This window comes from Pseudomonas sp. 3A(2025) (assembly GCF_054589175.1).
Genome location: NZ_BAAILM010000050.1, coordinates 41,671 through 63,098 on the forward strand (window position 1 = coordinate 41,671; position 21,428 = coordinate 63,098).

A 21,428-nucleotide genomic window follows, 5' to 3' on the forward strand; every position below is an offset into this window, starting at 1 on the left:
TCGCACCATCACCGGCAGTCGGCCACAGACCCGAACCCAATAACGAGCCGACCGTTATCAGCACTTCTTACTGTCCTCAAAAACATCGGGATTGCGTCCGGCAACACCCGAGCACAATTACATTCAGTCTGGAGCAAGCAGGGTGAAATACTTTCCAACCTATGCAGACATAAGCGTGCGCAACCGTGATCGCCTGATTGCAGGCCTGATCATGGGATGTTCCCTCAATAGCGGGGCACAGGCCGCCGATCTTCCGGTAGTCAACCTCGGCTCGACGACCTTCTACGACGGTGCCGAGATACCCGGCGGCAAAGGCTGGAGTGCCTCACTGTTTTATCAGAACTACCGGGGCCACAAGATTACCGACAACAAGGGCCATGAAATCGGCTTGCCGAAGTCCGATACCCGCATCGACAGCGTATTGATGCAGTTGATCTACCAGGGCGAAGGCGGACCGATGAACACCGACTGGGGCTTCTCGGCCGTGCTTCCGGTGGTCACCCAGGCCCATGTCGACGACGGTCTCGATAACGCTGTACTTGATGGCCATGAAGGCCTCGCCGACCTCAATATCGGCTTCTATCTGCAGTTCAAGCCGATCATGGGCGACAACGGCCCACGTTTCGTGCAACGCCTGGAAGCCGATGTCATCGCTCCCGTGGGTGACTACGACAAACACATTGCGATCAATCCCGGCACGAACTTCTGGTCGTTCAATCCTTACTGGGCGGCAACATTCTGGGCCACGCCCAAGACCACGATTTCCTGGCGCCTGCATTACTTATGGAATGCCCGAAACACCGGCCCATCGCCAGAAACCTATGGGGCAGGTGTAAACACGGTGCAAGCCGGCCAGGCTGTGCACCTCAACTTCAACGCGCTGTATGCCTTTACGCCAAAGTTCTCGGCCGGCATCAACGGCTACTGGCTCAACCAGTTCACCGACACCAAGGTCGACGGCGATGAGGTTTCCGGGCGCCGCGAGAAGGTCTTCGCCATAGGTCCCGGTGCCCTGTATGCGTTTTCGCGGCAGGACGTGCTACTGGCCAACCTGTATGTCGAATCCGGGGCGCGCAACCGCCCCGAGGGCAACCGCTTCGTCATGCGCTGGGTGCACAAGCTATGAACCCTTCACATTCAAGTCCTGCATCCGCCATGGGAGCTTCTTGCATGAAAATGTCTTCGCTCGATAGTCGTCAGCTCGCCACGCTCAAACACTGGAAGACCACCAGTTTGCTGTTGGGGGTGGTCGCGCAATTATTCCTCGCAGGCGACTGGTACGGTTTCGCCGCCGTGATTCCTTTCGTCTCCGACACCCTGCATCTCTCAGCGCTGCAGATCGGCATTGTGCAGGGCTCGTTCTCCATCACTTATGCGTTGGGTATGATCTTCTGGGCCGCGCTGGGTAACCGGATTTCCACACGGGCGCTGTATTGCAGCGGCTTGTTGGGGGTCGGTGTGTTCATGCTGTTGCAGTCGCGTGTGACCTCTTATGAAGCCTTGGTGGCATCACGCCTGGTGGTGGGTTTCTTCGATGCCGCCGTATGGATCGCGGCGGCAAAACTGATCGTCACCTGGTTTCCTCCGGCGCAGCGCGGCAGGGCCTTGAGCGCCCTGCTTGCCGCGTTCAGCCTGGCAATTACGGTGGACTTTGCGGTGGGGATACCCTTGGCCGAAGCCGTCGGCTGGCGCGGCTTCTTTGTGGTATTGGGCGTTGGCACCCTGATGGTCGCAGCGCTCGGCTGGCTGCTGGTGAAGAGCGAACGTCATAGCACAGGCTTGCCCGTCTTCGTCTGGGACGATGAGCCGCCGGCCAATCAGGCGAGCGCAAAAGTCAGTCTGATTTTCAAGTCGCGCTGGTTCTATATCGCCTCGCTCGCCATATTCGGCGACATGTTCGCGATTTCTGCCACCGCGACCTGGGTAGTCCCGGCCTTCATCCAGACGCAAGGCATGGCCCCGGCATCCGCCGCCACGATCGGCACGTTGATGGGTGTGTCGCAGATCATCATGTTGCTGTTGGGCGGCTATTGCAGCGATCTGTTCCGCCGTCGCGTGCTGATTCTCAAAATCGGCGCCCTGCTCTCATTGCTGTCGGCGCTGTCGTTCCTGCTGACCGTGAAGATGGGGCTGCCCTACAGCGGCCTGCTCAGCGTGGCGGCAATGAGCGGTGTTGCCGTCTTCAGCGGCGGGGCCATCTTTGCACTGCTCAGCGAAAAGTACGGCGACCAGTTAAGTGGTAATGCCATCGGCTACGCGGAAATGGTCGGTATTTCCTCGACCTTGATCGCGCCGGCATTGATGGGCGCAATCATTGAAGCCAGTGGCTCGTTCGTTGCCGCGTTCAGTGCCTTTGCCGGTGTCCAGGCAGTCATTTTCCTGATTCTGCTCTGCACTCGCACAGAGGTACGCCAAAGTGCTGGCGATCGCTACGGCGGAATAGCTAAAGTTGAACCCTGAAACGTTTGGGTTCAGTTTTTCTGATCAGGAAATTATCAATGCGCGAAATCAGTCTGGACCGCCTGCGCACGCTGGTCGCCATCGCTGACCTGGGTTCGTTCGCCGAAGCGGCCCGCGCGCTGAACCTGGCGCCGCCCACGGTCAGCCTGCATATCGCTGACCTTGAAGCACGGGTCGGCGGCTTGCTGTTGTCGCGTACTCGTGGCCGGGTGCAGCCGTCGGCGATTGGCGAAACGCTGATCGAGCGCGCACGTCGCCTGCTGGCCGATGCCGAGCAGGCGCTGGAGGATGTGCAGCGTCAGGTTCAGGGATTGGCAGGACGGGTACGGTTGGGCGCCTCGACCGGGGCCATCGCGCAGTTGCTGCCACAGGCCCTGGAAACGCTGGGCCAGGATCATCCGGCCATCGATGTGCAGGTCGCGGTGCTAACCTCGCAAGAGACGCTGAAAAAGCTGGTCGACGGCGCGCTGGACATCGGCCTGGTAGCGTTGCCACAGGCGCCGATAAAGGGCTTGAGCATCGAGCCGTGGCGGCGTGACCCGGTCATGGCGTTTTTGCCAGCGCGCTGGGAGTGCCCGGAGCTGATCACCCCCGCCTGGCTGGCGGCCCAGCCACTGATTCTGAATGACAACAGCACAAGGCTTTCGCGGTTGACCACAGAGTGGTTCGCCAGCGACGGGCACCACCCTGCGCCGCGTATCCAGCTCAATTACAACGACGCGATCAAAAGCCTGGTGGCCGCCGGTTACGGCGCAACGCTGCTGCCGCATGAAGCCTCTACGCCGTTGCCCGATACGCGCATCGTCATGCGGCCCTTGCAGCCGCTGATGTGGCGCCAGTTGGGCATCGCCCATCGCAGTGGCGAGGTCGAGCGTTCTACACAGCATGTGCTGGAGGTGTTGTGGGGGTTGAGTGCCGACTGAAGCAGCCGGTTGTTTTCCGGCGCTTTTATTCGTCTTTCAATAACCACTCCTCAGCGAAAGGCACTGCACATGACCACTCCTTACGACCTCATTCAGTCCGCCACCCGCCAGCATCAGCATCAACACCAATGCGGCGCCTACACCTTCGACGACGGCCCGGGCCTTGTCGCGCTGGTACAACAGGAACGCCCGCTGCGCGTGCTGGAGCTGGGCACCGCACTGGGCTTTACCGCCTGCTGCCTGGCCTCGGCCACCGAACAGACCCGCGTCGATACCCTGGAACGCGACCCGGAGCACGTCGCACTGGCCCGCGAACAGGTGCAAAACGTGGGCTTGGGTGAACGGGTCACGGTGCATCAGGGCGACTTTCTCGAGACGCTCGCGCACCTGAACGAGCCTTATGATTTGGCGTTTTTCGATGGCTTTGCGCCTGACACGCAACTGTTGGCAGAGCTGCGCCGGTTACTGCGCGATAAAGGGATATTGGTGTGCGCCAACCTGGGACTGGCGCGGGATGGGCAGCGTCAGGCGTTGCTGGCGGAACTGGGTGATGGCGCTCGCTGGGAGGTGGTGAGCAGCCTGGAAGACGGGGGGACGCAGGTGTTCAGGAGGGTTTGACTAAATAAGCACAGATTAAACGGGTCACGGTGCTTTACTGCAACAGTACTGCTGACCCTGGCTGAGAGTGAGGAAATGCAGCGACCAGTAAATACAAGCAAACCAAGCCTATCGCTGAGAAAAACAGAGGCCAAAAAATACAGCCTCTCAAATAAAATTGAATCCTGCACTCGCACCAAGCTTATGAATTTCCGCTATCGTTTGTTCGGACAAGTACCCGTCCTGAATAAACTCTACTTTAGCAACAGGCAGATTGAAATTAAACTCCAAAAACTCAGGCTTGATTGTTTGCTTGACCCGCAAAATGTGCTCCACGCCCCCCAGTCTTAAAAGCAAGGCCGGGATCATTTCACACAAGTCGATCTGTACGGAAAAGCACATCTCATACATGACATACGACCTGGTCAAACGTGTACGCCCCCCAGGCCTGACAAAATCACCTTTATTTCAACGTCATCAGTGCCTACCCCCATTAAAGCAATCACCTTCTCAACATCCTCATCAAAGCCTCTAAAGGTCAGAGACACGGTTTTTATAGCCAATGCATCCATTATTGCTCCTCATTCTGACCACGAACAATCACGACTGACCTCCAATGGGATACTGCAGACCGCCACACACATTTTTCTTAACGCGAGCGAAGACGATCTTCATACACAACTTTCTCAGGCAGCCCATCCTTAAACCTGAAATATTCCACACAGACGTGCCCCTCAACAACTATCGTTCTGCGTGCTATATCACTGGCCAAAAAAATTTCTGAAACATCAGTAGACCCATCGCCATCCCAATCCATTTCAGCCCATGTATAGCCTTGAGCCCAGCTTGAATACAACCAGAAAACCATATATAAACCAGGCAATATGCCAACCACCGCCACTATGACTGCCCCGCACTTTAAGTTACCCATCACGTACTCCAACCGCCAGATCCTGAACCCTTATCGATGCGTACCTTGGGTAGTGCCTCTTGCTACCGCCATCGAAAACTCATACCAGGCCGCTCGTACAATTGAGTCTATGGCTACCAGAAGCGTACACCGACTGCCAGGTTTCCACCATGCGTTTTCTGTTAAAGTTCCTGGCGCAGGCTATAGTAAAGCTATTCAAAAAAAGACAGGGCTTATGGCGAAATGAAAAATATCCAGGTCATCGATAGTGCTGAAAACTGTGTGTATGACATTTTTGCAGCGACCGAAGAGGAGTTTTGTCTGATTTTCCCACACGATACAGACATCGCATTCATTGACGAGGTTTATGAGAATGGCTCTCCATCAATGCTTGATGCCGCGTTCCTGGCGATCTGGAAAAGGCCAATAAAAAAGACCGACGCACATGGCATACATGGGATTCTTTTCTATGAACTGGAAGAAAAAAAGAAATACTACCCTCAACGCAAGGATCGAGAGGCCGTTAATCCGGATGGATCGTTGCTCAGATAGTGCATCACTCCCGACCAAAGCAGTGGGCGCAATACAGACACCGACAATTTTTGAGAGCACGCTTGAAGCAAAGAGGCACACGGCATGAATATTATTTTACTGGCCATGATAGTGTGGGGCGTTGGGCTATCAGCGTCCATGGCCTTTTTTCCCAAGAAAGTCTTGGATTATGTAGCATCGAACCGAATGTGGCGCTGGTATTTTAAAGCAGTATTTGGGTACACCCCTGAAAAACTGAGAAGTGCTGGATTTGTTTTACGCGCTCAGGTACATGGGCGCATTACCTTGTTTTTTACGGCGATAATTTTTTTGATTAGCTTCCGGCAGCTTACCGGTTTTTGAAGATGTAAGCCGCTATGGATATACGGAAGAGTTCTTCGGTCTCCGGTGGAAAGATCAGCGTGGTCATAACACAATTTTCAGCCCTGTGAAACCTAACCCCCAAGAGCCCTCTGCGATTTTTGAATTCTACTTTTTAAAAACGAACCCACAATATCTTTATCCGTGATAAATTAGCGGCTTACGTGTAGAGAATCCTATCATTTATTATTCACACAACCCGCTATTGTTTTAGGATTGAAGAAAACCGAAAAATAATAAATCTCACTTCTCGGCTTAAAAAAAAGAGTAGCATGGAGTCTTTCTTTACAAAAAACATAGCCATCTGCATATGTCGTATTTAAAAAGCGCCACCCACTGGATTCAAGCTCCACCTTATAGTGTGCCAAAACCTCATCAGAAACCAACGATGATGCATAATGCTTCGAAATAATGCCTGAAAAACCTTTATACCCCTCGAAATCAACAACAAGTGCAGCACCTTGCTCCGGCAATATCTTACTTGACTCTGAACGCAGTACAGACAATGGAATAAAACTGCCTCTGGGGAAGCTCAACCCTTTGAACCAATACACCATCCCACAGAAAAATAGCACCACATACAGCACTTTAAGCCCTAACAGTATTTTCTTGCACTTAAGACTCATTGCCTGTTCATCACATTATTTTCAGGACCAGGACTGCCCCTCTCATAACCCAGCCTCAAACTAACATTCATTGCCACAACTGCCTGACTCATGGATACGCCTCCTGCCACCCTATAATAGAAACCTGCCGACACACCCTACCACCCAGCAAATTTATTTACTCCACCCCAGCTATAAGCCGGGTAGCTTCTGCCAAGCCACATCACGAATCTGAATAAACAGTAAAAATTTGTAGAGCAAACATACCACTTGGAATTTGCTCGCCTGGCCCAGCCTCTCTGCGCCTGCACCATACAGTAAGTTCCTGCCCTTCTTTTTTGTAAGGGTAGGCCACTATCACCCAGCCCAAGTCGAGCATGCTTAAAGCCGAAAAAAATCGCTATCATGGCTTAGCTCTCAACAATAGGACCGGTGCCATGGTTTGGCCCTGGCCCATACAAACCATCCATAGACACAAAATATTGTGTTTTGGCTGTCAAGGTCAATCAACAGATTCAGATGTTTGAGCCAGTGCAGAACGCGCCCGGATTGGCGTTGACCGTGGTTTTTCCCAGTCTGCATTTGCTTGATGCACGTCTATAAATCGATTGTTCAAAGACGGCGGTGAGACGTGAAGTCTGGGTCAGGATTTTTTCTACTCTAACAATCGTCACCTTGAAGATCGGGGAGACATGGGCTCGGTACGGCTTGAGCGCTTCTCCATAAATTGCCATATCCGGCAATAAAATAGACGAGCTGAAACGTTTGACCCACTGGCTATTCGCTTGCATTTGGAGATAATCCCACACAATTCAGCAGGGCAAGAGCGCTTCCCGCGTTCACTGTGCAGGTGTGTATGAACTCTCCTATCCCGCGTTTCAAAGGCGACGGTTTCTTGCTTGGGCTGTCGCTCTGTCTTGTCCTGAGCGTGTGTGTCACGGCCACTTTGATCTGGCTTCCCAATCCGATGCCCGCCCATGGCTATCTGGAAGTTGCCTTGATTGCCCAGACGCTGTTGTTGTTTGCACTCTGTACCTCGACACGCCGCCGCCAACAACAGTCGCAAGCGCAGTTCAACGAGTTGATTGCACGGAAAAACCAGATCCGTTTCTTGAACGCTCGATTGACCAATCTGATCAATGCCGCGACCCAGGTCGCCGTTATCACAACTGACACCCAGGGGCGGATCCAGCTGTTCAGCGACGGTGCCCAGGCGTTGTTCGGTTTTAGTCGTGAAGAAATGCTCGGCTGCAATAACGTTCAGAAGCTGCATGTCAAAGAGCAGATCGATGCACGCCGACAAGCGCTGACGGACCCTGCCCTGCAGGCCCTGAGCGACCAGCACCTGGTGTGCAGACTCTCGAGCGACGATAACGGAATCAGTAAAGCGACCGAGTGGACCTATCGCCGCAAGGACGGCAGCCAGTTCACCGGCGAGTTGCGCCATGCCCGGTTCAGTGATGCCAACAGCGGTGAAGTCGAACACATCAGCGTGATCATCGATGTCAGCGAGCGTATCGAATTGCTCGACCGCCTCAAGGAAAGCAAGGCCCTGTTGGCGCTGCTGACACAGAATATTCCGAACATGCTGTACCAGTACCATTTGCGCGCACCGGGCGATGGCTACTTTTCATTTTGCAGCCCAGGTATCGAAGATCTTTTCGAGCTTAAAGCTGACGACGTGATTGGCGTCAACTTTACCGGTAACCCGTTGTTTCAGCGTATTCATCATGAGGACTTGCCGCTGATCCGCGAGGTGACCATAAAGTCGGTCACCACCGGCGAAGGCTGGATGTGTGATTTCCGTGTAGTGCTACCCAGCAAGGGCCTGCGCTGGGTACGCGGGGATGCCCATGCCGAGCGCCTGCCGGATCAGACGTTCGTCTGGTATGGCTCGTTCAGCGATATTACCGAGCTCAAGGACCGCGAAGAGAAACTGCGTATACAAGCCGTCACCGATGAGTTGACCGGTATTTATAATCGTCGTCACTTCATTACTTCGCTGGACCAGATGGTCGACACTGCACATCGCTACGGCGCACCTTTCTCGTTGATCCTGTTTGACCTGGACCACTTCAAATCCATCAACGACCGGTTTGGTCACGAGACCGGCGACGAGGTGCTGCGGCAAGTCTGCCGATTAGTCAGCCAGCGCCTGCGTAGCAGCGATGTGTTTTGCCGAATTGGCGGCGAAGAACTGGCGATTCTTTGTCCGTTTACGTCACAGGACAATGCTGAGCAGTTGGCCAATGCCTTGTGTGCGTCATTGGCCAATCACGAGATTGCGCTGGCTGGCAATGTAACCGCCAGTTTCGGCGTTGCTACCTGGGTGCAAGGCCTCAGTGCTGAAGCATTGCTGCGCTGTGCAGATCTTGCCAGTTACAGCGCCAAACAGACCGGGCGCAACCGGGTTGTCAGTGCCGATGGCGCTACTGCCCATCAATGCCCGGTGACCACCTGAGCGGACTGCCTTTCACCGTGAGTAAAACCATGAACCCGCGCTCGCGATGCAATAAGCAGGCTTAGCAATAACAGCATCACCAAGACCCAGGGAAAAGAACCGGCTCCCCATTGACCGAGCAAAACACCGCCCAGTAATCCGCCGCCTGCGATCGCGCTGTTCCAGACGACGACGTTCATCGACAGCGCGACATCAGCGCCCTCACCTGCCGAATCGGCGAGTGCCGTTTGCAACAGCGTGGCAGCGCCACCGAACGTCAGCCCCCAGATAACAACCCCGATGTAAATGCCAAGGGCAGAGTCTGCAAACAAGCCGAAGAAAACCGATACCGCGGCGAAGGCTGCGAGGCTGGCCAGCACTGTCTTGCGCAGATGGCGATCAACCAGCCGCCCCGTGGCCCAGATGCCCGCCAGCGCGGCGATACCAAATGCCAGCAAGACCCGGTCAACGTCACTCGCCAGCCCGGCCCCGGACACAAAGGGCGCGACGTAGGTATAAAGAATGTTGTGCGCCAGCATCCAGGTGAACACCACCCCAAGCACCGAGCGTACGCCGGGGGTGAAAAAGACCTGACGCAACGCCATGCGCTGTGAGGAGGACTGGCCTGGGTAATCCGGCACTTTGATCAGCACCCAGACGATCAGCAGCAGGGTCATCCCGGACATCAATCCAAACGCCATGCGCCAGCCCATGAAGCCGCCCAGCCAGGTGCCCAAAGGCACCCCCAGTGACAGGGCGATGGGCGTTCCGACCATGGCGACCGCCAGCGCGCGGCCCTGCAATGGGGGGATAACCATGCGTCGTGCATAACCCGCGACAAGACTCCAGGCCAGTCCCGCAGAGACGCCAGCGAAAAACCTCGCGATCAGGGTCAGCCAGTAACTGGACGACAATGCAGTGACGGAATTGAAAATCAGAAAGCCGACAATCGTCAGCAACAAGACGGTTCTGCGGCGCCAGCTTTGCGTGGCAATGGTCAGCGGAATGGCCGCCAGCAGTGAGCCCAGCGCATAAACCGTCACCATCTGCCCGGCATAGGATGCCGAGACCTCCAGGCCACTGCTTATCTCGGGCAGCAGGCCCGCAGGCAGCGTCTCCGTCACGATGCAGATAAACCCGGTCATCGCCAGTGCCAGCAATGCCCCAAGCGGCAGTTTTTCACCTTGTCTCTCATCTGTAGCCATTCGATCTCACCCGACTAATATACTGATCGGTATAAATATAGGGAGCAACCTACAGGTAGTCAACGACTTATGTATCGATTAGTATTTAAGTAATTCTGGAGGAGATCCGACCATGGCACAGATGGGACGCCCGCGCACGTTTGACCGTGACGTAGCAATCACTCAGGCCCTGCATTTGTTCTGGGAGCATGGCTACGATGCAACCTCGCTGAGCCAGCTCAAGGCCGGCATCGGTGGAGGCATCACCGCGCCCAGTTTTTACGCCGCCTTTGGTTCGAAACAGGCGCTGTTCACTGAGGTGATCGAGCGCTACCTCACCACCCATGGCCGGGTGACCGACAGCCTGTTCGATACGGATCTGCCGCCCAGAGAGGCGATTGAACTCGCCCTGCGCCGCTCGGCGAAAATGCAATGCGAGCCCGATCATCCCAAGGGCTGCCTGGTGTCGCTGGGCCTGATGAGTGCTTGCTCGGATGAAAGCAAGGCCATCTCCGAGCCGCTGGCACGCGCAAGAAACCTGAACCGTGCGGGAATGATTGCGTGCATCGAGCGCGCCATCACCGCCGGTGAATTGCCGGAGACGGTGATACCGCAAACGCTCGCCGCGGTGTTCGACAGTTTTATGCTGGGCTTGTCGACACTGGCACGTGATGGTGTCCCACATGCCACGCTGGATGCAGCGGTGACTCAGGTGATGGGGGCTTGGGATAGCGCGCGGATCGATGCGCGTGGGTAAATCTGCTTTGTAGTGCCAGTGGCGTGCAGTAACAGGTTGGGAATGTTTTAAAGGGTCACGTTGAATCCCTCATCCTTGAGGGCATCCCGCAAAATGACGTCTATTTGAATCGAAGGCTCAGCGCCTGATCAGCAGGCTTCAGAAAATCGAAAGTGGATAATTGAGAATCAGGCGGTTCTCGTTGAAACTTGTGTTAGTCCCCCAATCACGACGCAACGTCGAATTACGCCATTTGATGTTCAGGCTCTTGAACGCGCCGGACTGAAAAACATAAGCAAGCTCACTCTCACGCCCCCATTCCCTGGCATCCGTCAGGGTACCGACATGGACATCGGTGCCCTTGAGGTAACGGTTCATAAGGGTCAGGCCCGGTACGCCCAATGCCGCAAAGTTGTAGTCATGCCGCACTTGCCAGGAGCGTTCATTGGCATTCTCGTAGCTTGAGTTGTAACTGTCATTGCCCAGCGAGCCACCCGACGTACCGTTGACTTTCATCCAGCCGTCCTGGCCCGACACCTTTTGCAACCCGACATAGAAGGTATTGCCACCGAGCCTGGCTGAAAACAATCCGTACCCGGTACGGTTATCAAGGTCTCCACTCAGGGAACGTCCTTCATCCTTACCGATGAACCACCCTGCGTTGACACCGAGTACCCAGTCACCTACGGGCTGACTGTGGGTGAGCTGTACCAGTTGCTGGCGGTAAATATCTTTCAGTTCAGCGTTCCAGAGGCCAAGCATCGTGCGCTTGTCATTGAAGGTGTATTCGCCGCCCACAAAGTTGAACCGGTCCGTCCTGCCCGCCGGTTTCTGTGCAAAGAACATGTCTTCCATGCTGGCGTCATTTCGCGGACTGTTGCCACGAAATTGCCCGCCATACAGGGTCACATTTTCGATTTCGCGAGAGGTTATCTGCGCGCCCTGGAACGTCTGAGGTAACGAGCGACCGTCATCCGAGCGCAGGATCGGCAGGATGGGCATCCACTCGCCGACTTTGAGTTCTGTGGCAGATATACGTGCCTTGCCAGCAATGGCCAGGCGGCCGAAATCATCCGCTGGACGACCATCGTCGTGCACGGGCAGCAATTGCGTTCCGCGTGTGCCACGTCCCCCATCGAGTTTTATGGCGTACATGCCAATCGCGTCGGCACCAAAACCCACGGTTCCCTGCGTGAAGCCTGATGTGTAATTCAGAATGAACGCCTGGCTCCACTCCTCGGCTTTACTTTGTGTGGCTGAATCACTGACGAAGTTTCGGTTGATATAAAAATTACGCAGCGTCAACGTCGCAGTAGAGCCTTCGATAAAGCCAGTGTCAGCGGCCTGCACGCCCATTGCCGTGCCGAGTAATGGCAATACGAAGAACAGCGAAGAGTGATTGTAAACAGCATCGAATGCACGGATTTTCATTGTTATTATTTCCATCACAGACAGTTTTCATGAGCACAGCCAAGCCAGCTGAAAGCTCACGGATGAGGTTCAGAACAAACGTTTCAATAAATTGACTCGTGCCCCTGAAACAACGAGTGTTTAAACAGTTCCCGAATCGCCCATACCCACAAGACCCTGAGTCCGGGACGAGCCGGGCTGGCGTGCGGTGGCGGCAGCGTCCAGCAGGCCACGACGGCCGAGGCTGTCGATAAGTGAGCGCAAACCAAACTCCCACTGCGGTGCCAGGTCGCTGGTGGTCACACGGTTACACAAGTTACCCAGCAGTGAATTGCTGATGCTCACTACATCGCCCGGCTTATGGGTAAAGCCGTTACCGGGCTGGTCGCGGTCCTGATTAGGGGCGAACAAGGTACCGAGAAACAGCACCAGCCCGTCCGGGTATTGATGATTCTCGTTGATGGTTTGCTGCACCAGGTCCTGCGGGTCGCGGCTGATCTTGCGCATGGAGCTGCGGCCGCAGAGGACGAAACCATCCTCACCTTCAACCCGCAGATCCACCTCCGCGCTGCGTACATCGTCCAGGCAGAAGCTTTCGTCGAACAAGCGCAGCAGCGGGCCTAACGCGGTGGACGCGTTGTTATCCTTGGCCTTTGACAACAGCAAGGCGCTACGGCCTTCGAAGTCGCGCAGGTTGACGTCATTGCCAAGCATGGCGCCTTTTATACGGCCATCGCTCGACACTGCCAGCACCACTTCCGGCTCAGGGTTGTTCCAGCTCGACTTGGGATGTATGCCAATGTCAGCGCCATAACCCACCGCCGACAGCGGCTGGGCTTTGGTGAACACTTCGGCATCCGGGCCAATGCCGACCTCCAGGTACTGGGACCACAACCCCTGCTCTACCAACACCTTGCGCAGCGCTTCAGCCTGGGCTGATCCCGGTACGATCTGCGACAGGTCAGCGCCAATGCGGCTGACCAGTGACTCACGCACAGCATCGGCTTTGGCGGGGTCGCCCTTGGCCTGCTCTTCCACCACACGTTCCAGCAGGCTGGTGGCAAACGTCACACCGGCAGCCTTCACTGCCTGAAGGTCGATGGGTGCCAGCAACCATGGCTGGCGCGGATCGCGCTGAGCCGGATCGCTATTGTCCAGCAACGCTGACAGCTCGATCAGTGGCTGGTCCAGCGGCAGGGTACGCAGGTAAGCCACAGGGTCAGTCACTTCCAACAGGGCCGAAACGGTCGCTACATAGGCGCTGATGTCGTGTACAGCGCCGTCCTTTACAAAGACCACTGAAGGGCCCAGATCCGGCAGCCATACCCGCCCTACCCAACTTCCAGCGTCGAACACGCTGGCATCGTGGCTCAGCTTCAGCGAAGGGTTGGTGCTCAATCGATCAGTCATAGGTGTACCTTTACTGTCATTTATCGGGATCAGCTCAAGGCTGCAGTGCTGGGGATGCCGTCGATCAAGCGTCGAATACCCAGTGGGTTGGCATTCTGCAAAGCCGCTGGCAGCAAGGCGTCGGGGACGTTCTGATAGCAAACCGGACGCAGAAAGCGATCAATGGCCAGCGTGCCGACGGAGGTGCCGCGCGCATCGGAGGTGGCCGGATACGGACCGCCATGGACCATCGCATCGCTCACCTCGACACCCGTCGGGTAGCCGTTGAGCAACACGCGACCGACCTTCACTTCCAGCGCGGCGAACAAATGCCCAAAGGCACTCAGGTCGTCGCTGTCAGCCAGCAAGGTGGCGGTGAGCTGGCCGCGCAAGGCATCGACGGCACGCAGCAGTTCGGCTTCATCGGCAACCTGCACGACCACAGTGCAAGGTCCGAATACTTCCTCCTGCAACAGTTCATCCTGCGTCAACAGCAGGCTGACGTCGGCCTCGAACAACTGTGGCTGCGCCTGTGTGCTGTGTTGCGCGGCACCACTCAGATGCTTGACGCCAGGATGCGCCTGTAGCGCCTGCAGGCCTTTTGTGTAGCTGCTGAGCGTGCCGGGGTTGAGCATGGTTTGCGCCGCCTGCTCGGCCATGTGCCCGGACAACTGTTCGATAAAGGCGCTGAACGCCGTCGAGCGAATCCCCAGTACCAGGCCAGGGTTGGTACAGAACTGGCCACACCCCTGAACAACCGAGGCCGTTAGTTCCCTGGCCATTTGCGCCCCCCGGCTGGCCAGAGCTTGCGGCAGTAACACCACCGGGTTGATGCTCGACATCTCGGCAAACACCGGTATCGGCTGCGGTCGGGCGGCGGCCATGTCGCACAGGGCCCGGCCACCGTGCAGCGAACCGGTAAAACCCACCGCCTGGATGCCTGGGTGCTTGACCAACGCCTCGCCGACGCCGCTGCCAAAAATCATGTTGAACACACCGGCTGGCATGCCGGTGCGCTCGGCGGCGCGGATCAGTGCTTCGGCCACCCGTTCGGCCGTGGCCATATGACCGCTGTGGGCCTTGAATACCACCGGGCACCCAGCTGCCAGGGCAGCGGCGGTATCGCCGCCGGCCGTCGAAAACGCCAACGGGAAATTACTGGCACCGAATACCGCCACCGGCCCGACCCCGATGCGGTATTGACGCAGGTCGGGGCGCGGTAGCGGTGTACGCGCCGGCAACGCCTGGTCGATACGGGCACCGTAGAAATCACCACGGCGCAGCACGTGGGCAAACAGGCGCATCTGGCCGCTGGTACGTCCGCGCTCACCCATAATGCGCGCACCGGGCAGCGCCGTTTCCTGACAGGTCAAGGCAACGAAGTCATCGCCAAGGCTGTCCAGCTCGTCGGCAATGGCCTCCAGAAACTCGGCCCGACGAGTCGCCGGCAAGTTGCGATACAGCGGGAACGCCGCGCTGGCAGCCGCCACGGCGGCATCGACTTCGCCCAGTGTGGCTTGGTAAAAAGCGCCAGGCAGGCGCTCGCCAGTGTGAGCATCGATGCTGTAGACCAGGGTCTGGCCTTGAGCACTGCGCTGGCCGGCAATGAAGTTGTATCCGCTAGGGTGCATGAGTAAATGCCTTGATATTCAGGAATGGGCTGTCAGTCAGGTCACGGCACCGATCTGCCAGGGCACGAACTCGTTCTGCCCATAGCCGTGCTGTTCACTTTTGCTGCGCGCACCGGAGGCGATGCGCAGCATCTGTTCGAAGATGTAAGCGCCGCGCTCTTCGATACTGGTAGAGCCATCGGCGATGCCGCCGCAGTTGACGTCCATGTCCTCCTCCTGGTGCTCGAACACCCGGTTATTGGTCGCCAGCTTGATGGAAGGCGCAGGCGCACAGCCGTAAGCCGAGCCGCGACCGGTGGTGAAGGCAATCAGGTTGGCGCCGCCTGCCACCTGGCCGGTGGCCGACACCGGGTCGTAGCCCGGTGTGTCCATGAACACCAGGCCTTGAGCCCGGACCGCTTCGGCGTACTGGTAGACATCGACAAGGTTGCTGGAGCCGGCCTTGGCCACTGCGCCCAGCGATTTTTCGAGGATGGTGGTGAGGCCACCGGCCTTGTTTCCGGCCGAGGGATTGTTGTTCAGTTCGGCGTTCATGCGCTGGCAGTAGTCTTCCCACCAGTGAATGCGGGCGATCAGCTTTTCGCCGACCTCACGGCTCACCGCACGACGCGTCAGCAGGTGCTCGGCACCATAGATTTCAGGTGTTTCCGACAGAATCGCGGTGCCCCCGGCTGCCACGAGGCGGTCGACGGCATTACCCAATGCCGGGTTGGCCGTGATGCCCGAGTAACCATCGGAACCGCCGCATTGCAGACCGACAATCAGGTGGCGCGCACTGACCGGCTCGCGTTCGACCTGATTGGCCTCTGCCAGTAGCGCCTTGACTTGCTCGATGCCGGCCGCGATGGTCTTCGACGTGCCGCCTGTGCCTTGAATCGTGAAGGCGCGCAAGTGTGCACCCGCCTTCAGCCCCTGAGTTTCGAGCAGGCTGTCGATCTGGTTGGTTTCACACCCCAGGCCAATGATCAGCACCGCAGCGAAGTTGGGGTGTACGGCATATCCCCCCAGGGTTCGGCGCAACAGGCCCAGGGCCTCGCCGGAGGGATCCACCGCGCAACCAGCGCCGTGGGTCAATGCCACCACACCGTCGATGTTTGGATAGTCGGCCAGCGCGTCGGGATGAATGTCGCGGCGAAAATGGTCGGCAACGGCGCGGGCTACGGTCGCCGAACAATTCACCGAGGTGAGGATGCCAATATAGTTGCGTGTGGCAACCCGTCCATCGGCACGCACGATGCCCTGGAACACCGCCTCGGTGCTCGGCGTGCTGCGGGTATCGACGCCAAAGGCGTAGTCGCGGGAAAAATCACCCATCTGTACATTGTGGACATGCACGTGGTCACCGGCCTCGATGGGCTGCGAAGCAAAACCGATGATCTGTCCATAGCGGCGCAAGGGCTGCCCCTGCTCAACTCGTTGCGTGGCGATTTTATGGCCCGAGGGAACCGACTGGCGCACGGTAATCGCCTCGGCTTCCAGGTGCAGTCCTTGCTGCAGGTTCTGGCGGGCGATAAGAACGTTGTCCAGCGGGTTGAGGCGGATAACGGCAGGGTCGCCGGATTTGGCAATCAGTTGCATAGGACCTCTCAGGGCGGTGCGGCTGACTTATTGTTATTGAGTTGCCCGTATAACGTCGGGCTAATTCAGATCTACTGTAAGAATTATCAGGCAACTTTCCCAATGATATAATTTGATCGCGCGATAACGTTGCTTCATTAAAAGCAGAATCAAAAAGTACGCCGTCATCAATACGGTATTATTTGACGATCACCGCTTACTTACCCCTGTTCTAATTATCGCTGAACTGACAGACTCTGTTCTTCACGCCGAGTCCAGACACCTTCCAGTAAAATATTCATGAATGTTCGAACTGAATCGCTCAGCGGCTCATCCTTGCGCGTGACCACGCCATACTCCAGCGCCGGGAGATACAAGGGACTGCGCAAAGCCTTGAGTTGGCCGCTGGCCAGTTGGCTGGCGACCATCGAACGCGGCAACATGGCAATCATCGGCGCCGATTGCAGCAGTTGCAGAAACATCGGCATCGAGATGGTTTCTACACTGTCGGAGGGCGTGGCAATCCCGGCCACCCGGAATGCCTGTTCCAGGCGGTCACGGATCGGCGTGCCCACCGGGTACAGTACCCACGGCCAATCGCCCAGCGCCGACAATGGCGTGCTGACCAGTTGGTTCAGAGGGTGCTCGCTATTGACCACCAGGCTGAAAGGCTCAGGCTCAAGTGGTTGGTAGTTGAACATCTGGCCGAAGCGCTCTTCGGTAAAACGGCCAATCATGATGTCGAGCCTGTTCTGTTCCAGCATGGTCAGCAGATGATCGCTGGAGTGCTCCACCACCTCGATCGACAGCAATGGACTGCGGGCCTTGATGGTGGCGATGGCCTGCGGCAGCACCAAGGCGATAGCGGCAAAAATTCCGCCGACACGTATGCAGCCGTGCCCGCCCTTGCGCAGACGGTTGACCTGGTCAACGAACTGTTGCGAGTCTGCCAGCACACGCTGGGCGTAACGCACCACATAGTCGCCCAGCTCGGTGGGCGGCATACTGCGCGTCAGACGCTCGAACAGCGCGAAGCCGAACTGATCCTCGAGGTCTCGCAGCATCTTGCTCAACGCTGGCTGGCTGAGGCTCATGCACGCCGCTGCGGTGTGCATGTTGCGGGTGCGCGCCAGGGTGTCGATCAACACCAGATGCTTATAGCGAATCCCGTTGCAAAAGTTGGAATGGGTAATGTCCAGTGTCATCGGCAACAGGCCTCAGGCAGATGAAAAACTGCAGTATTACCGCAGGCCGGCACTCCTCAACCCGCGCAGTCAGGTGTCTTGCATCGGGTATATTCCAGCTGATAAAGCGTGGTGCCGAGCGGCTGCGCAGAGTTGCCCAGCAAACTGCCAAGATCCGCCACCAGTTGCTCTCTGGCATGGGTGACATAGTCGGCAGCGCAGCCTTCGATCATGATCACCCAGGACGGAATTTCAGTGCCCTCCGATCGGGCCTTCTTCTCTGCGGTTTCAACCTTGCTGACCGCTTCATCGGCTGTGCCGAAGTGCACACCGGTGATGCCCTGGGCATCCACCAGCGGCGGCAAAACCCGATCACGCAGCGCTTGCAGAACATCGGTGTAGCGCTCGGCGGCGACATCGAAACGGACAGTCAGCAGATAAGCGCCATGACCCACGCCGGCGGTGTAGTGCACATCGCAAATCGACCGGGCGACATTGCGGTAGGACTGCACGACTTTCTGCGTCCATACCGTTGGCGCATTAAGACGATTCAGATAATCCGCGCCGCCCAACACTTGCACGGAGTCGGCCTCGTACAGATTGAAATAGACAGGCCCCTCATCCAGCGCAATGTATCGCCGTCCGCGCTGGAAGCCTGGAATACCCAGGCGTTCGGGCATGTGTTCACGGTTATGCCACTCATAGAACTCATCCCGCGCTTCGGGGAGAAGGTCATGCCAGATTGCAACGATACCCGTTCCTGCAAAACTCATAGGTTCTTCCTCCAGTAGGCATCAATCAACGTTCGGGTAACGACCGGCAGCCCAGGCTGCACCCATTTCCGAGACATAGGGCACGACCGTCTGAGACTGCTCGCCCAGACCTTGTCCCCCGACGCGCATGACGTCCCCGGCCTTGAGAAACACATGCGGCTTCTGGCCCAGCCCGACGCCCGGTGGCGTTCCGGTGATGATCACGTCGCCCGGCATCAGCGGCATGAAGCGGCTCAGGTAGGAGACGATGTGCGCCACGCTGAAAATCATTGTGCGGGTGTTACCGTTCTGGAAACGCTTGCCGTTCACTTCGAGCCAGAGGTCGAGATTCTGCGGGTCGGCGATTTCATCGCGGGTCACCAGCCAAGGGCCCAGCGGTGCAAAGGAAAAGCTGCTTTTGCCCTTGGTCCACTGGCCTTCGTATTCGAGCTGATAGGCCCTTTCAGAGACATCGTTGGCCAGGCAATAACCGGCAACGTGATCCAGCGCCTTGCTTTCTTCGATGTGCCAGGCAGGTGAGCCGATGACGATGGCCAGTTCGACTTCCCAGTCGAGTTTCTTCGCATCCCCCGGCAGGATCACGGGGTCGTTGGCACCGCTGATAGACCCGGTGTGCTTGTTGAACACGACCGGCTGGCTCGGTATCGGCGTGTTGGTTTCAGCGGCGTGATCAGAATAGTTAAGGCCGATACAGATCAGGTTCGGGACACTGCCTACACATGGCCCCAAGCGCGTTCCAGCCGCCACCCGTGGCAGACGTTCAATATCGACACTACGCAATTTTTCGAGACTGGACGGCGACAGCGCCGCCGCGTCGATATCATCGACGATGCCAGAGAGGTCCCTGACCTGCCCTCCAGCATCCAGAATTCCAGGCAGCTCTTGTCCTGGCAGACCAAAACGAACCAAACGCATACGTTACTCCTCAATAGTTGAGAAAAAGACCGGCAGAGATCCTGCCTCGCCAAACTGGATGTTCAGCGGCTGGTGAACGGGAACGTCTAGAACACCGGCATACGAGCCGGTGATCACGACCTGACCTGCGTGCAGGTCGATTCCACGTGCAGAAAGAAAATTGGCGAGCCAGACGATTGGCGACACGGGGTCATGATCCGGATGAACCCCGGAAATGCTCACAGGCTCGGCCCCGGAATGACTCAGGGTTACATCGAGATGAAGGGGAAGATTTCGTGCGTCCAGCGAAATGGCTTGAGGCCCCAACACCAGACCGTGGTTGAACAGCCCGTCAGCGAGTAGCTGCTCGAACGTAACCTTTTGCGGATCGGCATATCGGCAATCGATGACCTCCAGTGAAAGGTGTACCTGACTGATCGAGCGAAGGATGTCGTCGGCTGTATAAGGCGTCGAACGAGCCGGCAGGTCGGCACCGAGCATGCAGGCGAGCTCAGGTTCGATTCGCACACTGGAGGTCGCGAAATCGAGGGGATAGCGACTGGTACGCACAATGCTGTCGGCGTAGATCGGTGCGACTATCCACTTGCCGGGCTTGGGCATTGCGCACTTCCATCCGCCCACGGTCTTGCCAGCCAGCACGCCTACTTGTTGCTGTATCTCGAAGCCTTGCTCCAGGCTCAATAACGCCTCACCACAGGGCAAGGCGTCCAAGCGGCTGCCCGTCTGGCGTGCACGCACAAGCTCAGCGGCGGCCTGCAAGGTGGCTGATTCAGCCCTGTCGACCGATTGCGTCTGATGCATGACATTCACCCTTGCACACTGGCTTGTCGCGGCCATACCGTGCCGAGCTTGTTCGCCGCATCGTCGAGCAGCGCGTGCAAATCGGCGTAACGATCCGGGTGCATGCGCATGACCGGTCCGGCAATGCTCATGGTGCCGACCACGGCGCCGGTCGAAATCAACTTCACCGGAACCGCAATTGCCCAGACCCCGGCCTCGGCTTCTTCCACCACCAGCCCGTAGCCACGCGCTCTGGTCTCGGCCAGTTCAGCCAGCAACCGCTCGATAGTGTTGATAGCCCGCGGGCCTATTCCGGCCCCCTCGCTTTTACCCAGACCGCTGCGTATGGCAATCTCGACGGCTTGCTCATCAGGCATCGATGCAAGCCAGGCCTTGCCGTTGGCGGTGGTATAGAGATTGATAGGCTGGTCCATGGCCGGCGAATACATCAACCCCGGCGCAGCGCCCTGGGCTGAGGCAAGCCATGACAGACCGCTCTCGCATACGACCGTCAGACGCACCAGTTCGTGGGAGATGGCCGCTACGTTTTCAATGATCGGCTGAACCAGTTCGGGCAAACCGATGCCATTCAGATAGCGTTGCCCCAGAAGCGCCAGCTTGAGGGTAAGACGATACTGGGAAGTCGCTTCATCCTGCTCAGCCCACCCTTGCTCTACCAACTGGGCAAGCACACGGTGGGCCGGCCCTTTCTCCATGCCCAGCTCAGCTGCAATATCGGACATGCGCATCCAGCGGGCTTCACGGGCCAGCAGCTCGATGGCCTCCAGACAGCGGTCAACAGCACCTTTAACGACTCTCATGGGATTTTTCTCGACTGGTCATCAGCGACACCAGGTATCTGGTTACGCAGTTCTATTTGGAACACAGTTACAATAGTAGGCACTCCCTGATTGCCAAGTCAACGTGAGGGCAAGCAAAAACTGTCATCCCGTTGCCCTTGCTCACTTGGCGCTGGCCAGGTAACGCCATTCATGCGCGGGTATCCCCTTGACAAAGCCCTG

The 21,428-nt window shown here is 57.2% G+C and carries 22 protein-coding genes; 8 read left to right on the forward strand and 14 right to left on the reverse strand.

Going from position 1 to position 21,428, the window contains the following annotated elements; all coding sequences use genetic code 11:
• Window positions 1–211: 211 nt before the first annotated feature.
• The 4 genes from ACYP2A_RS19595 to ACYP2A_RS19610 all read left to right on the forward strand — a co-directional run bounded on the left by ACYP2A_RS19595 (window position 212) and on the right by ACYP2A_RS19610 (window position 4,001).
• Window positions 212–1,126 (forward strand): SphA family protein, encoded by a 915-nt coding sequence (locus ACYP2A_RS19595; protein WP_459747620.1) that lies wholly within the window; start codon window positions 212–214, stop codon window positions 1,124–1,126.
• Window positions 1,127–1,170: 44 nt separating this feature from the next.
• On the forward strand, window positions 1,171–2,460 hold the full coding sequence (locus ACYP2A_RS19600) for an MFS transporter (RefSeq protein WP_459747431.1): 1,290 nt from the start codon (window positions 1,171–1,173) through the stop codon (window positions 2,458–2,460).
• Window positions 2,461–2,498: 38 nt separating this feature from the next.
• Window positions 2,499–3,383 carry a LysR family transcriptional regulator gene (locus ACYP2A_RS19605; protein ID WP_459747432.1) on the forward strand — a complete coding sequence of 295 codons (885 nt, stop codon included), beginning with the start codon at window positions 2,499–2,501 and terminating at the stop codon, window positions 3,381–3,383.
• A gap of 69 nt (window positions 3,384–3,452) precedes the next feature.
• Window positions 3,453–4,001: an O-methyltransferase gene (locus ACYP2A_RS19610; RefSeq protein ID WP_459747435.1), complete on the forward strand. Its 549-nt coding sequence runs from the start codon at window positions 3,453–3,455 to the stop codon at window positions 3,999–4,001.
• Window positions 4,002–4,148: 147 nt separating this feature from the next.
• Here the strand turns inward: ACYP2A_RS19610 and ACYP2A_RS19615 are convergent, their stop codons facing one another.
• Both ACYP2A_RS19615 and ACYP2A_RS19620 read right to left on the reverse strand, forming a co-directional pair.
• Window positions 4,149–4,391, reverse strand: coding sequence for a hypothetical protein (locus ACYP2A_RS19615; RefSeq protein WP_459747438.1), 243 nt, complete (start codon window positions 4,389–4,391; stop codon window positions 4,149–4,151).
• A gap of 14 nt (window positions 4,392–4,405) precedes the next feature.
• Window positions 4,406–4,552: a hypothetical protein gene (locus tag ACYP2A_RS19620; protein ID WP_459747439.1), complete on the reverse strand. Its 147-nt coding sequence runs from the start codon at window positions 4,550–4,552 to the stop codon at window positions 4,406–4,408.
• A gap of 581 nt (window positions 4,553–5,133) precedes the next feature.
• On the opposite strand from ACYP2A_RS19620, the gene ACYP2A_RS19625 reads away from it, so the two are divergent.
• Together ACYP2A_RS19625 and ACYP2A_RS19630 are read left to right on the forward strand one after the other, a co-directional pair.
• The gene (locus ACYP2A_RS19625; protein WP_459747440.1) at window positions 5,134–5,442 is read left to right on the forward strand and encodes a hypothetical protein; all 309 of its coding nucleotides are present in this window, start codon (window positions 5,134–5,136) and stop codon (window positions 5,440–5,442) included.
• An 84-nt stretch (window positions 5,443–5,526) separates the two neighbouring features.
• Entirely contained in the window at window positions 5,527–5,784 is a 258-nt protein-coding gene (locus ACYP2A_RS19630; RefSeq protein WP_459747442.1) for a hypothetical protein, read from the forward strand.
• A 197-nt stretch (window positions 5,785–5,981) separates the two neighbouring features.
• Here the strand turns inward: ACYP2A_RS19630 and ACYP2A_RS19635 are convergent, their stop codons facing one another.
• Entirely contained in the window at window positions 5,982–6,428 is a 447-nt protein-coding gene (locus tag ACYP2A_RS19635) for a hypothetical protein (RefSeq protein WP_459747443.1), read from the reverse strand.
• A gap of 494 nt (window positions 6,429–6,922) precedes the next feature.
• Window positions 6,923–7,198, reverse strand: coding sequence for a hypothetical protein (locus ACYP2A_RS19640; RefSeq protein ID WP_459747446.1), 276 nt, complete (start codon window positions 7,196–7,198; stop codon window positions 6,923–6,925).
• 65 nt (window positions 7,199–7,263) lie between these two features.
• On the opposite strand from ACYP2A_RS19640, the gene ACYP2A_RS19645 reads away from it, so the two are divergent.
• Window positions 7,264–8,868 carry a sensor domain-containing diguanylate cyclase gene (locus ACYP2A_RS19645; RefSeq protein WP_459747447.1) on the forward strand — a complete coding sequence of 535 codons (1,605 nt, stop codon included), beginning with the start codon at window positions 7,264–7,266 and terminating at the stop codon, window positions 8,866–8,868.
• Here ACYP2A_RS19645 and ACYP2A_RS19650 read toward each other — a convergent pair.
• Window positions 8,847–10,052, reverse strand: a complete 1,206-nt coding sequence (locus tag ACYP2A_RS19650) for an MFS transporter (RefSeq protein WP_459747448.1) — start codon at window positions 10,050–10,052, stop codon at window positions 8,847–8,849. The two genes, ACYP2A_RS19645 and ACYP2A_RS19650, sit on opposite strands and share 22 nt — an antisense overlap.
• A 112-nt stretch (window positions 10,053–10,164) precedes the next feature.
• On the opposite strand from ACYP2A_RS19650, the gene ACYP2A_RS19655 reads away from it, so the two are divergent.
• Complete coding sequence (locus tag ACYP2A_RS19655) at window positions 10,165–10,788, forward strand: TetR/AcrR family transcriptional regulator (RefSeq protein WP_459747450.1); 624 nt, start codon at window positions 10,165–10,167, stop codon at window positions 10,786–10,788.
• Window positions 10,789–10,926: 138 nt separating this feature from the next.
• Here ACYP2A_RS19655 and ACYP2A_RS19660 read toward each other — a convergent pair whose 3' ends face one another.
• The 9 genes from ACYP2A_RS19660 to ACYP2A_RS19700 all read right to left on the reverse strand — a co-directional run bounded on the left by ACYP2A_RS19660 (window position 10,927) and on the right by ACYP2A_RS19700 (window position 21,227).
• Window positions 10,927–12,123 carry an OprD family porin gene (locus ACYP2A_RS19660; RefSeq protein WP_459747621.1) on the reverse strand — a complete coding sequence of 399 codons (1,197 nt, stop codon included), beginning with the start codon at window positions 12,121–12,123 and terminating at the stop codon, window positions 10,927–10,929.
• 195 nt (window positions 12,124–12,318) lie between these two features.
• A complete protein-coding gene (locus ACYP2A_RS19665) occupies window positions 12,319–13,587 on the reverse strand; it encodes a fumarylacetoacetate hydrolase family protein (protein WP_459747451.1) in 1,269 nt (422 codons plus the stop codon).
• A gap of 29 nt (window positions 13,588–13,616) precedes the next feature.
• Entirely contained in the window at window positions 13,617–15,197 is a 1,581-nt protein-coding gene (locus ACYP2A_RS19670; RefSeq protein ID WP_459747453.1) for an aldehyde dehydrogenase (NADP(+)), read from the reverse strand.
• Between the two features lie 36 nt (window positions 15,198–15,233).
• Window positions 15,234–16,775 (reverse strand): UxaA family hydrolase, encoded by a 1,542-nt coding sequence (locus ACYP2A_RS19675; protein WP_459747456.1) that lies wholly within the window; start codon window positions 16,773–16,775, stop codon window positions 15,234–15,236.
• Window positions 16,776–16,990: 215 nt separating this feature from the next.
• Entirely contained in the window at window positions 16,991–17,959 is a 969-nt protein-coding gene (locus ACYP2A_RS19680) for a LysR family transcriptional regulator (RefSeq protein ID WP_459747457.1), read from the reverse strand.
• A 56-nt stretch (window positions 17,960–18,015) separates the two neighbouring features.
• The gene (locus ACYP2A_RS19685) at window positions 18,016–18,711 is read right to left on the reverse strand and encodes a hypothetical protein (protein WP_459747458.1); all 696 of its coding nucleotides are present in this window, start codon (window positions 18,709–18,711) and stop codon (window positions 18,016–18,018) included.
• A gap of 21 nt (window positions 18,712–18,732) precedes the next feature.
• On the reverse strand, window positions 18,733–19,626 hold the full coding sequence (locus ACYP2A_RS19690; RefSeq protein ID WP_459747461.1) for a fumarylacetoacetate hydrolase family protein: 894 nt from the start codon (window positions 19,624–19,626) through the stop codon (window positions 18,733–18,735).
• A 3-nt stretch (window positions 19,627–19,629) separates the two neighbouring features.
• The gene (locus ACYP2A_RS19695) at window positions 19,630–20,427 is read right to left on the reverse strand and encodes a 2-keto-4-pentenoate hydratase (RefSeq protein WP_459747463.1); all 798 of its coding nucleotides are present in this window, start codon (window positions 20,425–20,427) and stop codon (window positions 19,630–19,632) included.
• Window positions 20,428–20,432: 5 nt separating this feature from the next.
• Entirely contained in the window at window positions 20,433–21,227 is a 795-nt protein-coding gene (locus tag ACYP2A_RS19700; RefSeq protein ID WP_459747464.1) for an IclR family transcriptional regulator, read from the reverse strand.
• Window positions 21,228–21,428 lie beyond the last annotated feature (201 nt).